At 55.3% G+C, this 13177-nt stretch carries 12 protein-coding genes; 6 read left to right on the top strand and 6 right to left on the bottom strand.

The window, feature by feature from the left end; all coding sequences use genetic code 11:
* Positions 1–5: 5 nt before the first annotated feature.
* The 3 genes from M8Q36_RS13550 to M8Q36_RS13540 are packed head-to-tail and all read right to left on the bottom strand — an operon-like array spanning position 6 to position 2428.
* Entirely contained in the window at positions 6–686 is a 681-nt protein-coding gene (locus M8Q36_RS13550) for an ABC transporter permease (protein ID WP_020454586.1), read from the bottom strand.
* A gap of 3 nt (positions 687–689) precedes the next feature.
* The gene (locus M8Q36_RS13545; RefSeq protein ID WP_249881225.1) at positions 690–1334 is read right to left on the bottom strand and encodes an ABC transporter permease; all 645 of its coding nucleotides are present in this window, start codon (positions 1332–1334) and stop codon (positions 690–692) included.
* Positions 1331–2428: an ABC transporter ATP-binding protein gene (locus tag M8Q36_RS13540; protein WP_249881224.1), complete on the bottom strand. Its 1098-nt coding sequence runs from the start codon at positions 2426–2428 to the stop codon at positions 1331–1333. The genes M8Q36_RS13545 and M8Q36_RS13540 overlap by 4 nt, the downstream gene beginning before the upstream one ends.
* Before the next feature lie 483 nt (positions 2429–2911).
* Between M8Q36_RS13540 and hutU the strand changes: the two genes are divergently transcribed.
* Genes hutU through hutG form a run of 3 tightly spaced genes read left to right on the top strand, consistent with a single transcriptional unit; the run spans position 2912 to position 6639 of the window.
* Positions 2912–4588, top strand: coding sequence for a urocanate hydratase (gene hutU / locus M8Q36_RS13535; RefSeq protein ID WP_249881223.1), 1677 nt, complete (start codon positions 2912–2914; stop codon positions 4586–4588).
* 49 nt (positions 4589–4637) lie between these two features.
* A complete protein-coding gene (hutI, locus tag M8Q36_RS13530; protein ID WP_249881222.1) occupies positions 4638–5846 on the top strand; it encodes an imidazolonepropionase in 1209 nt (402 codons plus the stop codon).
* Complete coding sequence (gene hutG / locus M8Q36_RS13525; protein ID WP_249881221.1) at positions 5839–6639, top strand: N-formylglutamate deformylase; 801 nt, start codon at positions 5839–5841, stop codon at positions 6637–6639. The genes hutI and hutG overlap by 8 nt, the downstream gene beginning before the upstream one ends.
* Before the next feature lie 226 nt (positions 6640–6865).
* Here the strand turns inward: hutG and hutH are convergent, their stop codons facing one another.
* Together hutH and M8Q36_RS13515 are read right to left on the bottom strand one after the other, a co-directional pair.
* Positions 6866–8392, bottom strand: a complete 1527-nt coding sequence (gene hutH, locus M8Q36_RS13520) for a histidine ammonia-lyase (RefSeq protein WP_249881220.1) — start codon at positions 8390–8392, stop codon at positions 6866–6868.
* Positions 8389–8904 carry a urocanase-related protein gene (locus tag M8Q36_RS13515; protein ID WP_283945956.1) on the bottom strand — a complete coding sequence of 172 codons (516 nt, stop codon included), beginning with the start codon at positions 8902–8904 and terminating at the stop codon, positions 8389–8391. The genes hutH and M8Q36_RS13515 overlap by 4 nt, the downstream gene beginning before the upstream one ends.
* Positions 8905–9101: 197 nt before the next feature.
* Between M8Q36_RS13515 and M8Q36_RS13505 the strand changes: the two genes are divergently transcribed.
* Entirely contained in the window at positions 9102–9497 is a 396-nt protein-coding gene (locus M8Q36_RS13505) for a hypothetical protein (protein ID WP_249881219.1), read from the top strand.
* 211 nt (positions 9498–9708) lie between these two features.
* A complete protein-coding gene (ypdK, locus tag M8Q36_RS13500; RefSeq protein ID WP_099458783.1) occupies positions 9709–9780 on the top strand; it encodes a membrane protein YpdK in 72 nt (23 codons plus the stop codon).
* 74 nt (positions 9781–9854) lie between these two features.
* On the opposite strand, the gene alaC is transcribed toward ypdK, so the two are convergent.
* Positions 9855–11096: an alanine transaminase gene (gene alaC / locus M8Q36_RS13495; protein ID WP_249881218.1), complete on the bottom strand. Its 1242-nt coding sequence runs from the start codon at positions 11094–11096 to the stop codon at positions 9855–9857.
* 390 nt (positions 11097–11486) lie between these two features.
* On the opposite strand from alaC, the gene M8Q36_RS13490 reads away from it, so the two are divergent.
* Positions 11487–13172 (top strand): LytS/YhcK type 5TM receptor domain-containing protein, encoded by a 1686-nt coding sequence (locus M8Q36_RS13490; protein WP_175273358.1) that lies wholly within the window; start codon positions 11487–11489, stop codon positions 13170–13172.
* Positions 13173–13177: the final 5 nt, after the last annotated feature.

Genomic DNA, 13177 nt, shown 5'->3' with positions numbered 1-13177 from the left:
CAACATCACTGGTTTTTGGTTTTCCGGGTGATGCCCGGTGAAACCACGACTTTCCCTGAAAGCGAAAAAAAGAGATCAATGATCAATGCCAGCAGCGCGACGAGGATGGCCCCGGCGGTCATCTGCGCAAAGTCGTTGGCGGCACGCCCGTCGATAATCAATCGTCCCAGGCCGCCGAGTGAAACGTATGCCGCAATGGTCGCAGTAGAGACAATTTGCAGCGCGGCACTGCGGATCCCGGAGAGGATCAGCGGCATTGCGCAGGGCAACTCAACCTGCAACAGCACCTGAAGCGGCGTCAGACCAATCCCTTTTGCCGCGTCATGCACGCTGGGATCGACAGAACGGATACCCGCATGTACGCCCAGCGCCACAGGCGGCAGCGCCAGCACTACCAGCACGATGATGCAGGGCAAAACAAAGGCCAAATCCGATTCGAAATAACCCGCCAGCAGGATCACTAGCAGAATAATCAGACCAAAAGAGGGCAACGAACGCAGGGCGTTGGTGGTGCCAATCAGCAGCGCCTCCCCTTTCCCGGTATGCCCGGTGTAGCAGCCGACCGGAAACGCAATGGCGACGGCAATCGCCAGCGCCGCCGCGCTGTAACCAATATGCTGCAACAGCAGCGGCACAATGCCGTCGTCGCCGTACCAGTGGCTGAGATCGAAAAACCATTCACTCATCAGTTATCCCCTTTGCGGTTGCCAGCGGCTTAAAGAGCGGGTTATCGCCACCACCAGGCAATCCAGAATGAAGGCCAGCGCGATACACAGCACAATCCCGGCGATAATCGGGGTGAGGAACTGAAGCTGAAACCCCTGGGTAAACAGCGAACCTAACTGCGGCGCGCCAATCAGCGCGGCAACCGACACGATGCTGACATTCGAAACCACGGCCACGCGCAGCCCGGAGCCGATCACCGGTACAGCAAGCGGCAGGTCGATCTGCATAAATTGCTGTAGCGGTTTGTACCCCAGCGCAAAAGCAGACTGCCGGGTATCTTCGGCGACGGAATCCAGCCCGTCGCACACGGTTCTGACCAGCAGCGCAAAGCTGTAGATAGTCAGCGCCACGACCACGTTGATGGGGTCGAGAATTTGCGTATTCAGCAACGGCGGCAGCAGTACAAACAGCGCCAGCGACGGAATGGTGTACAGCAGGCCGAACAGGTTCAGGATGAGACCTTTCACTTTTGGCAGGTTGTTCACGGCCCAGCCGACAGGTATTGCCAGCAGCAGGCCGATCAGGATCGGCGTAATCGACAAATAGCAGTGCCAGAGCAGCAAGCTGAGGATCCTGTCGCCTTGCCCCCACAGCCAGTCAAATCTCATAGCGCCTCCCGCGTCAGCGACTTGCAGGCGTCCAGCACATTTTCCAGCGCCAGCGATCCCAGAGGGGCAAGCCCTTCATCGACCACCACGGCGCGATGGCAGGGAGAGCTCAGCGCCGAATCCAGCAACTGGCGCAGCGTGCCGTCCTGCGGAGAAAACGTCGCGCCGAGGTTCACGTTTTCCGGCGCTATCACCGTTACCTGCTGATGAGTGTCAAACCAGCCGCAGGCTCTGCCCTGCTGCGTCACCAGCAACCAACGTTGTGCGCTGATATTGCGTGCCTGCGCAAGTGACGCGCCCATTTCGATAGCCGGTTCCGCCTGCAACGCCGTCAGCGGTGCGGAGGTGTGGAAACTGAGTTTGCGATAACCGCGGTCGCGGCCAATGAAATCGGCGACAAATTCGCTCTGCGGCGCATTCAGCAGTTCGCCCGGCGTCGCCAGTTGCGCCAGCTTGCCGCCAGGTTTCAGCACCGCAACGCAATCACCCAGTTTCATTGCTTCATCAATATCGTGCGTGACCATAATGATGGTCTTGCTGACCTCTTTCTGAATACGCAGAAACTCTTCCTGCAACTGTTCACGCACCACAGGGTCAACGGCGCTGAAGGGTTCATCCATCAGCATAAATTCCGGGTCGGCAGCCAGCGCACGCGCCACGCCGACGCGCTGCTGTTGACCGCCGGAGAGTTGCCACGGGTAGCGTTTCGCCAGTTGCGGCGCCAGACCGACCACTTCCAGTAATTCTGCCGCTCTGGCCCTGGCTTTGCTTTTCGCCGCGCCATTAAGGATGGCGGTAGTGGCGATGTTATCGATGATGGTTTTATGCGGGAACAAGCCGGCATTCTGGATCACGTAACCAATACGGCGGCGCAATTGCACAACATCCATCTGAGCGGTGGATTCGCCATTGAGCAAAATCGTACCGGAAGAGGGCTCCACCAGCCGGTTGATCATGCGTAGTGAGGTGGTTTTCCCGCAACCTGACGGCCCCACCAGCACAGTAATTTTGCCTCCTGGCGCGACAAGGTTCAGGCCATCTACCACGACAGTACCGTCGTGGTAATGCTTGGTCACATTGTTGAAAGTAATCATCGTTACGCCTTATGGTCATCGTTTGCCATCCCGTTGTGACGGCAATGCAAAAAAACTTTTGTATATCCTTGTATGTACAACTAGCAAGCCATGTGCCATAACGTAATCGCAACATTCATGATTCAAACAAAATCCCTTTAAAACAAATATATATAAAAAATTCGCAAATAAAATCAGCGTAGCATAACGGATTAACCCTGCTTATTTTCCCGGTCAGCTCGCTTTAAAACAGCGCAGACACGCACTAAAAACGCGCATTTCAGCACCACCTGGCACAAGAACAGTGCAGAAGAGTGCATCAAAACCCTTTCCTTCAGTACCAGGAAAAACCACATCAATAACAACACATTGTTTTGTATGTAAAATAAATAATTTGATTAAACTGGCACCTTATGTGCTTATCATGTATATACAAGACGTACACAGCAGCATCGCAACGTCAGTAAGCATGTATTCCGCTATCAAACAGAGAAGGTAAACCGCATGAGTAGTGAATTATCCCGTTATCGTGATGTTGAGATCAGAGCGCCGCGCGGCACGACATTGAATGCGAAAAGCTGGCTGACCGAAGCGCCGCTGCGCATGCTGATGAATAACCTTGATCCCGATGTCGCGGAAAACCCGAAAGAGCTGGTGGTGTATGGTGGGATTGGACGGGCAGCGCGTAACTGGGAGTGCTTTGACAAAATGGTTGAAGCACTAAAGCAGCTCAACGATGACGAAACGCTGCTGGTGCAGTCCGGCAAACCGGTCGGCGTGTTTAAAACCCACAGCAACGCACCGCGCGTACTGATCGCCAACTCCAACCTGGTTCCCCACTGGGCCAACTGGGAGCACTTTAACGAGCTGGACGCTAAAGGGCTGGCGATGTACGGCCAGATGACCGCTGGCTCCTGGATCTATATCGGCAGCCAGGGGATCGTTCAGGGTACGTATGAAACCTTCGTCGAAGCGGGTCGCCAGCATTATAACGGTTCACTGGTCGGCCGCTGGGTGCTGACCGCGGGTCTGGGCGGTATGGGCGGCGCGCAGCCGCTGGCCGCCACGCTGGCGGGCGCCTGCTCGCTGAACATTGAGTGCCAGCAATCCCGCATCGATTTCCGCCTGCGTACCGGGTATGTGGATGAGCAGGCAACGGATCTGGACGATGCGCTGGCGCGTATCGAACGCTATACCCGCGAAGGCAAAGCCATTTCCGTGGCGCTACACGGCAATGCGGCAGAAGTCTTACCGGAACTGGTTAAACGCGGTGTTCGCCCCGATCTCGTGACCGATCAAACCAGCGCCCACGATCCGCTGAACGGCTATTTGCCGATTGGCTGGCAGTGGGAAGCGTATCGCGAACGCGCGAAGAGTGAACCGGCCGAAGTGACTCAGGCGGCGAAAGCCTCCATGGCCGAGCACGTTAAAGCAATGCTCGCCTTCCAGCAGCAGGGTATTCCGACCTTCGACTATGGCAACAATATTCGCCAGATGGCGAAAGAAATGGGTGTCAGCAACGCCTTCAATTTCCCGGGTTTTGTGCCCGCCTATATTCGCCCGCTCTTCTGCCGCGGTATTGGGCCATTCCGCTGGGCCGCGCTCTCCGGCGATGCGGAAGATATCTATCGCACCGATGAAAAGGTGAAAGAGCTGATCGCGGATGATGCGCATCTGCACCGCTGGCTGGATATGGCGAAAGAGCGCATCAGTTTCCAGGGCTTACCTGCGCGTATCTGCTGGGTTGGTCTTGGGCAGCGCGCACGTCTGGGGCTGGCGTTTAACGAAATGGTGCGTCGCGGCGAAGTCTCCGCGCCGATTGTCATTGGCCGCGATCACCTGGACTCCGGCTCCGTTGCCAGCCCGAACCGCGAAACCGAAGCGATGAAAGATGGTTCCGATGCGGTTTCCGACTGGCCTTTGCTGAACGCGTTGCTCAACACCGCCAGCGGCGCAACCTGGGTTTCTCTGCACCACGGTGGAGGCGTCGGCATGGGCTTCTCGCAGCATTCGGGGATGGTTATTGTCTGTGATGGCACGGATGAAGCGGCAGAACGTATTGCCCGCGTACTGCATAACGATCCGGCGACGGGCGTGATGCGCCATGCTGACGCAGGCTATGATTCAGCTGTCGCCTGTGCCAAAGAGCACGGCCTCAATTTACCGATGATTGCAAAGTAAAACCGACGGCGCGGTGATTGCCGCGCCACACCATGACGGGAGAACGCGGATGCGCATTTTATGGCGTCACTGCCAGATTGCCACCATGGAAGCGGGCAAATACAACCTGATCCCTCGCGGCGCGCTGATCACCAACGGGTCGCAGATTTCATGGCTGGGCGAAGAGGGAACGCAGCCGGATGATGTGGTCGACCGAGAAGTGGATTTGCAGGGGCGGCTGGTTACGCCTGGGTTGATCGATTGCCATAGCCATAGCGTGTTTGGCGGCGATCGCAGCCAGGAATTTGAGATGCGACTCAACGGCGCGAGCTACGCGGAAATCGCCGCAGCAGGCGGCGGCATTATCAGTACCGTCAATGCCACCCGCAACGCCAGCCAGCAACAACTGCTGGAAAGCGCCCGCAAGCGCATTGATGCACTGCGTAAAGACGGCGTTACCGCGCTTGAGATTAAATCCGGTTATGGCCTCAGCTTTGCCGATGAAAGCAAAATGTTGCAGGTGATCCGCACGCTTGGCGCAGAAATGCCGCTCACTCTCTTCAGCACCTGCCTCGCAGCGCATGCTTTGCCGGGCGAGTATCAGGGGCGCGCTGACGACTACATCGACGAGATTTGCCAGCACTGGCTACCCGCCTGGCACGCGCAAGGGCTGGTCGATGCGGTCGATGCTTTTTGTGAACATCTGGCCTTTTCACCGCCGCAAGTGGAGCAGGTTTTCCGCAAAGCGCAGCAGCTTGGCTTACCGGTAAAACTGCATGCCGAACAGCTTTCTCTGCTGCACGGCGCAGGGCTGGCTGCCCGCTACAATGCGCTTTCCGCCGATCACCTCGAGTATTTGTGCGAAGAAGATATCGTGCTGATGGCGCAGCACGGCACCACTGCCGTTCTGCTGCCGGGCGCGTTTTACTTTTTACGCGAGAGCCAGCAGCCACCGGTGGCGCTGCTGCGTCAGCACCAGGTGCCGATGGCGATTTCCAGCGATCTGAACCCCGGTACGTCGCCCGTGTTGTCGCTGCGCCTGATGATGAACATGGCCTGCACGTTGTTCCGTCTGACGCCTGAAGAAGCGCTGGCGGGAGTGACCTGTCACGCGGCCCGTGCATTAGGTATCAGTGAGCGCTGCGGTACGCTCCAGGCGGGTAAAGAGGCCAGCTTTGTCGCGTGGGATGTGGCGCATCCGGCAGAACTCAGCTACTGGCTGGGAGGAACACTGTCAAAACAGGTTATCTATCAGGGGGAGGAAGTCTGGCATGACTAACGCATTCGAATTACATCAGGGCCGGTTGCCGCTTTTGGTCAGCATGCCCCATCCCGGCACGCAATTGACGCCGGAAATTGCCAGCGGTCTCACTACGCGGGCACGACGTCTGGAGGATACAGACTGGCATATTCCGCTGCTGTATCAGCCGATTCGCGAGCTTGGTGCCAGCGTGCTGAGCGCTAATTATTCCCGCTATGTGGTGGATTTAAACCGCCCGGCAGATGACAAACCGCTATACAGCACCGCGACTACCGGCCTGTTTCCAGACACCTTTTTTGACGGCGAGCCGCTGTTCGAAGCGGGTAAAGCGCCGGATGACGCCATAAAAGCCGCTATTTTGCATACTGTGTGGCAGCCTTATCACCAGGCGCTGGCGCAGGAACTGGCGCGGTTGCGCGACACGTTCGGCTACGCGATCCTGTGGGATGCGCACTCCATCAAATCGGTGGTTCCGCGTTTGTTTGACGGCAAACTGCCGGATCTGAACTTCGGCACTGCCGATGGCGCAAGCTGCGCACCGGAACTGAGCACCGCATTACTGGCGTGCAGTGAGGCATTTCCGCACTACACGAAAGTGCTCAACGGTCGCTTCAAAGGCGGGTATATCACCCGCCATTACGGCGCACCGCAACAGAACATCCATGCGATACAACTGGAAGTGGCGCAGTGCTGCTATATGGATGAGACGAGTTTTGCTTTCTCCGAAGAGAAGAGTGAAGCGTTTTGCCAGCTACTGACTTCCCTGATCAATACCGCGCTCGACTGGGGTAAGCAACGACTGTCCCGTTAACATTAAAAGGGATGCGCAAGCATCCCTTCATAACGGGATTCATTCCCGTGTCGTTGAGCCTTTATTTCCCGCCACCGCTTAATCCATTCCAGGCGTGACGCCTGCCCCTGACACCAAAACATTATGCTGGCTTACAGGGGCACCTTACGTTTTATAACAGCAAAAAAGTATTCAATTTCCAAGGCAAAGCCCGCCGTATCCGACTGACCAGCAATGCCTCTCTTCTTCAGCAAGACACTATTGCTGGCAGCAATGTCGTCAGATGGCGTTCCGCCAGCAGAGCAATCGCACGTTCAATATCCGGCGCGAAATAACGGTCTTTCTCATAATGCGCAACCTGTTCGCGCAGCAGATGGCGAGCCTGTTCCAGCAGCGGGCTGCTGGTTAAGCCTTCGCGCATATCCAGCCCCTGGCAGGCGGCAAGCCACTCGACAGCAATCACACCGCGCGTATTTGCCGCCATTTCCCACAGACGACGCCCGGCAGCCGGTGCCATAGAAACGTGATCTTCCTGGTTTGCCGAGGTAGGCAAACTGTCCACACTGTGCGGATGCGATAACGCTTTGTTTTCGCTTGCCAGCGCCGCTGCGGTGACCTGAGCAATCATAAAGCCGGAGTTAACACCGCCGTTTTTCACAAGGAACGGCGGCAGTTGCGACATATGGCTGTCCATCAGCAGGGCGATACGGCGCTCCGCCAGCGAGCCTATCTCCGCAATCGCCAGCGCAATATTATCGGCGGCCATCGCGACTGGTTCCGCATGGAAATTTCCCCCGGAGATCACTTCGTTTTCGGCGGCGAACACCAGCGGGTTATCGGAAACCGCATTTGCTTCAGTTAACAGCACTTCCGCAGCAAAACGCAGTTGCGTCAGGCATGCGCCCATCACCTGCGGCTGACAGCGCAGGGAGTAAGGATCCTGCACTTTATTGCAGTTGTGGTGAGACTGAGAAATGGCGCTGTCATCGGTTAATAGATGACGATATAACGCCGCCGCGTCAATCTGCCCGCGTTGGCCGCGAACGTCATGAATACGCGCATCAAAGGGACGACGCGAACCGAGCGCCGCCTCAGTGGTCAACGCACCGCAAACCACAGCAGAAGCGAACAGATCTTCGGCTTCAAACAGGCCGCGCAAAGCAAAGGCGGTGGAGGTTTGCGTACCGTTCAGCAGCGCCAGCCCCTCTTTTGCCGCCAGCGTGATCGGCTCCAGCCCGGCGTTTTTCAGCGCTTCACTCGCCGGTAACCATTCCCCCTGCCAGCGCGCTTTGCCTTCGCCGAGCAGCGTCAGCGACATATGCGCCAGCGGTGCGAGATCACCTGATGCACCCACCGAGCCTTTCGCCGGGATCCATGGATAAACCTCCGCGTTAACCATCGCCACCAGCATCTGGATCACCTGCAGGCGAATGCCGGAAAAACCGCGCGCCAGGCTGTTGATCTTCAGCACTATAATTAAGCGAACCAGCGCGTCATCCAGCGGTTCGCCAACACCTGCCGCGTGAGAGAGCACCAGCGAGCGTTGCAAATTCTCCAGATCTTCCGTCGCGATACGCGTCTGCGCCAGCAAACCGAAGCCCGTATTGATGCCATAGGCGGTGCGGCCTTCCGCCATAATCGTGTTGACGCAGGCAACGCTCTCATTAATGGCCGCAAACGCGCCATCATCCAGCGACAGATGAAGCGGCTGGCTGTAGATTTCTCGCAGCTGCGCGAGGGTGAGTTGGCCCGGAATAAGGGTGAAATTTTTCATGCTTTGCCCTGCTCCTGCATTACAGCAATCATCGGAAAATTGAGCGTCTGCGCTGCGGCGCACTCAATCGCAATCTCATACCCGGCGTCAGCGTGATGAATCACACCGGTAGCCGGATCGTTGTGCAGCACGCGCGTAATGCGTGCCGCCGCTTCATCTGTGTCACCACAAACGATCACCATCCCTGCATGCCGGGAAAAAACCATTCGCACGCTACTGCCGTGATGTCGCGAGGCACAGGTCGCGCCGCTGGCTGCGTTAAGCAACGGCCAGTTGGATACGACGTCAGAACCGTTGTGCATCGCTTCGGTTTCGCGGCTCGGGCTTACTACCGAGCCTGAATCAAGATGGCTGCGACCCATGCCGCCATACACCACCTGCGCGTTCGTTTTTTTGGAAACATCGGGATCAGAGTTATTCATCAGCATGCGCAGCGGCGCTTCGGCGAGCCAGCTTTTCGTATTCAGCTCCATGCCTTGAGGGGCGTGCTGGCGATTGAGGATGTGCGGCATCGGTGTTCTCTCCTGAGGACATCTCCTGATGTGTAAACATATATACTTGCCTATACAATTGCGCGCAAGGCAGGATTTAACAGAAAAGATACAATTTTATTATAGTGCGCCAGCAATCACGCTTTTGCTGATGCAAACGATCAGGAGCAGAAACGACGCTGTAAACGCTAACGGCTATCCGGGAAAAGCAGGCTGGCATGGGAATTTGTGAGGTTGTCTATGTACGGGTGAACAAGCACGCAGGGATTGTGCTATTTGATGTGCAACAGGCGGCATTAATCAGCCGGGAAGCTCTCGGCTTTGATGATATGCCAGGGCTCTTCAACAATTTTTCCCAGCGCCCTTTTCCCTCAGCGTTTTTTTTCGCCGCAGGGTTATTTTTTCCCCTCTCCTTCACTTTTTTATGCATGTCATCGCAGAAACACGGTGGCGCCTTTTTCCGATCGAATTGCAGATGCTGTGACCTGCTTCAAAAAATTAGCCTTATTATTCAAGCGGAAATGAACCGTTTCAGCAGGCCGTTTTTATCGTCGCTCAATAGCAATTTATTTAGCAGTGAAAGTATTGTGTCGCCAAAGCCCGACACATTCTAAGTTACTAAAATTAAATAGAAAAAAGGCTCTTGTAAGGCCTAAAAATTAAGCGTACATTAGCCCCGTTTGGTGAGGAATTCACCCGAAATTCTGAGATGGAGCTGTGGCCGAAATAGAGATAATTCTCATTTTCGATGTGGCGTAGTTTCACCTCTCTATACTCAGTCCTGAATGGTCATGAATGCATACTTAGGTGTGCGGAGCGATGAACGTGAAATATTTCTTTATGGGCATTTCGGTGATGGTTATTGTGTGGGCCGGCACATTCGCCCTGATGATCTAACCTGAGCATATCGTGCTGTACAAAAAAGGAGCCAAAAGGCTCCTTTTTTGTTTTGCCAGCCGGGCAAGGAACAGTTACGGTTCCAGATCTTCCGCCGCACTTTTTTGCGCTGCCGGAAGCAGCCCGTCGGCACGGAACATGGCCTTAATACCGCGTACCGCCTGGCGGATACGATCGCGGTTCTCAATCAGCGCGAAACGTACATGCGTATCGCCATAATCACCAAAGCCGATACCCGGAGAGACACACACTTTCGCCTCTTGCAGCAGTTTTTTGGCGAACTCCAGCGAGCCCATCGCCGCATACGGTTCCGGAATTTTCGCCCACACGTACATTGACGCTTTCGGCATTTCTACCATCCAGCCCGCTTCATGCAACCCTTTCACCAGTACATCGCGGCGGCGTTTATACTGAGCGGCAATATCGCGCACACACTGCTGATCCCCTTCCAGCGCGGCAATAGCAGCCACCTGGAGCGGCGTAAAGGTGCCGTAATCATGATAACTTTTGATCCGCGCCAGTGCGTTGACCAGCACCGGATTACCAACCATAAAGCCGATACGCCAGCCCGCCATATTGTAACTTTTCGACAGGGTGAAGAACTCAACGGCGACATCGCGTGCGCCCGGCACTTGCATGATTGACGGCGCTTTCCAGCCATCGTACACAATGTCGGCGTAGGCCAGATCGTGAACCACCAGCACATCGTAGCGTTTTGCCAGCGCGACCACTTTTTCGAAGAACTCCAGTTCAACGCACTGCGCCGTCGGGTTAGACGGGAAGCCTAAAATCATCATCTTCGGCTTCGGGTAGCTTTCGCGGATGGCGCGCTCCAGTTCATTGAAGAAGTCGACACCTTCCACCAGCGGCACAGAACGCACCTGCGCTCCCGCAATCACCGCACCGTAAATATGAATCGGGTAACTCGGGTTCGGCACCAGCACAGTATCACCGTGATCCAGCGTCGCCAGCATCAGATGCGCCAGCCCCTCTTTCGAGCCGATGGTGACAATCGCTTCGGTTTCCGGATCGATATCCACTTGATAACGATCCTGATACCAGCGGGAAATCGCCCGGCGCAGACGTGGAATGCCGCGTGACGTGGAGTAACCGTGCGTGTCCGGGCGTTGCGCGACGGTACAGAGTTTCTCAACGATATGCGCCGGCGTCGCGCCGTCCGGGTTGCCCATACTGAAATCAATAATGTCTTCGCCGCGGCGTCGCGCAGCCATTTTCAGTTCAGCGGTGATATTAAAAACATACGGGGGGAGACGATCGATACGCGTAAAACGGCGTTCAGGACTGAAGTCAGCCATAGATTCCTCGGAGTAACGTTAGCGCCCGGACCGTCCGAGCGACGTCGCCGCATTTGCGGCGTACTCAGAACATAGCCCGAAAAAAATCTCGCTGTCGAGAGGTAAGCGCAAAAATAACGCAACACCATAAAAGAGGAAGTTTAATTTAGGAAAGGGAAAGCCAGATTATCCCCTTATAGAAAAATCCATCATATATTTTAACAATAAAATAAAGATAAAATTACCTTATAAATTCACCAGTTAACGCACAGTCTCATCATTTCTTTCGGATCTTTTCAATCCCCTTTTGGAAAAGTGGTCTTTCCTCATTCAGCGAATGAATACTGCGGCTGGTCATCTGCGCCGGGGTTTTTTATCATAGCTTTTTGACGCTATTCATATGAGTCCCCCGTGCACGAAATATTCGACATGCTGCTGGCCGTTTTTGACCGAGCGGCGCTCATGCTGATCTGCCTTTTTTTCTTGATCCGCATCCGCCTGTTCCGCGAACTGCTGCATAAAACGGCGCACTCGCCAAAAGAGCTGCTGGGCGTGACGGCCATCTTCTCAATGTTTGCCCTGTTCAGCACCTGGTCCGGCGTACCGGTGGAAGGCTCGCTGGTTAACGTGCGTATCATCGCGGTGATGTCCGGCGGGATTTTGTTTGGCCCGTGGGTCGGCATTATTACCGGCGTGATTGCCGGGGTGCACCGTTATCTGATTGATATTGGCGGCGTGACGGCGATCCCCTGTTTTATTACCAGCATTATTGCCGGCGTGATGTCCGGGATGATTAACCGCAAAGTGCCCAAAGCGCAGCACTGGCGCGTAGGCATTATCGGCGGCATGATTTGCGAAAGCCTGACCATGACGCTGGTGGTGCTGTGGGCGCCGACTACCGCGCTTGGCCTCGATATTGTGTCCAAAATTGGGGTGCCGATGATCCTCGGCAGCGTCTGCATCGGCTTTATTGTGCTGCTGGTGCAAAGCGTGGAAGGGGAAAAAGAGGCGATTGCCGGTCGTCAGGCGAAGCTGGCGCTGGATATTGCCAATAAAACACTGCCACTATTCCGCAATGTGAATAGCGAGTCCCTGCGCAAAGTCTGTGACATTATTCGCCGGGATATCAAAGCCGATGCCGTGGCTATCACCAATACCGATCACGTGCTGGCTTACGTTGGCGTCGGGGAAAATAATTACCGCGACAGCGATGATATTATCAGCCCAACCACTCACCAGGCGATGAACACCGGCGAAATTATCATTAAAAACAATGATGAAGCCCACCGCACGCCAGAAATCCACTCAATGCTGGTGATCCCGCTGCGTGAACAGGGCATTGTGACCGGCACGCTGAAGATCTATTACTGTCACGCGCACCAGATCACCTCGTCATTACAGGATATGGCCGTTGGCTTATCGCAGATTATTTCGACACAACTGGAAGTTTCCCGCGCCGAACAGCTGCGGGAGATGGCAAACAAAGCGGAACTGCGCGCTCTGCAAAGTAAGATCAACCCGCATTTCCTGTTTAACGCCCTGAACGCTATCTCGTCGTCGATTCGTCTGAACCCGGACACTGCCCGGCAGCTCATTTTCAATTTGTCGCGTTACCTGCGCTATAACATTGAATTAAAAGATGATGAGCTCATTGATATCAAAAAAGAGCTCTATCAAATCAAAGACTATATCGCCATTGAGCAGGCCCGTTTTGGCGACAAGTTGACGGTGATTTATGACATCGATGAAGAGGTCAGTTGTGTGATCCCGAGCCTGCTGATCCAGCCATTGGTTGAAAACGCGATTGTGCATGGCATTCAACCGTGTAAAGGCAAAGGTGTGGTCACCATCAGTGTGGAAGAGTGTGGCAACCGCGTGCGTATCGCGGTGCGCGATACGGGCAACGGTATCGATCCGCAGATGATTGCCCGCGTTGAAGCCGATGAGATGCCCGGCAACAAAATTGGCCTGCTGAACGTGCATCAGCGCGTGAAGCTGCTATACGGCGAAGGGCTGCATATCCGCCGTTTAACGCCGGGCACGGAGATCGCGTTCTTTGTGCAACGCCAGCCGTCTCCCGCTGCATTGTTGCCTTAACAGGA

The sequence above is a fragment of the Kosakonia sp. R1.Fl genome, assembly GCF_023516815.1.
Lineage (GTDB): Bacteria > Pseudomonadota > Gammaproteobacteria > Enterobacterales > Enterobacteriaceae > Kosakonia.
This window is presented reverse-complemented; position numbering and strand designations above follow the sequence as displayed.

Coding starts and splice junctions, on each gene's coding strand:
- M8Q36_RS13550 (WP_020454586.1), bottom strand. CDS start 686: ATGAGTGAATGGTTTTTCGATCTCAGCCACTGGTACGGCGACGACGGC.
- M8Q36_RS13515 (WP_283945956.1), bottom strand. CDS start 8,904: ATGCCGCACATCCTCAATCGCCAGCACGCCCCTCAAGGCATGGAGCTG.
- M8Q36_RS13540 (WP_249881224.1), bottom strand. CDS start 2,428: ATGATTACTTTCAACAATGTGACCAAGCATTACCACGACGGTACTGTC.
- hutG (WP_249881221.1), top strand. CDS start 5,839: ATGACTAACGCATTCGAATTACATCAGGGCCGGTTGCCGCTTTTGGTC.
- M8Q36_RS13545 (WP_249881225.1), bottom strand. CDS start 1,334: ATGAGATTTGACTGGCTGTGGGGGCAAGGCGACAGGATCCTCAGCTTG.
- M8Q36_RS13505 (WP_249881219.1), top strand. CDS start 9,102: ATGGGAATTTGTGAGGTTGTCTATGTACGGGTGAACAAGCACGCAGGG.
- hutH (WP_249881220.1), bottom strand. CDS start 8,392: ATGAAAAATTTCACCCTTATTCCGGGCCAACTCACCCTCGCGCAGCTG.
- hutI (WP_249881222.1), top strand. CDS start 4,638: ATGCGCATTTTATGGCGTCACTGCCAGATTGCCACCATGGAAGCGGGC.
- hutU (WP_249881223.1), top strand. CDS start 2,912: ATGAGTAGTGAATTATCCCGTTATCGTGATGTTGAGATCAGAGCGCCG.
- alaC (WP_249881218.1), bottom strand. CDS start 11,096: ATGGCTGACTTCAGTCCTGAACGCCGTTTTACGCGTATCGATCGTCTC.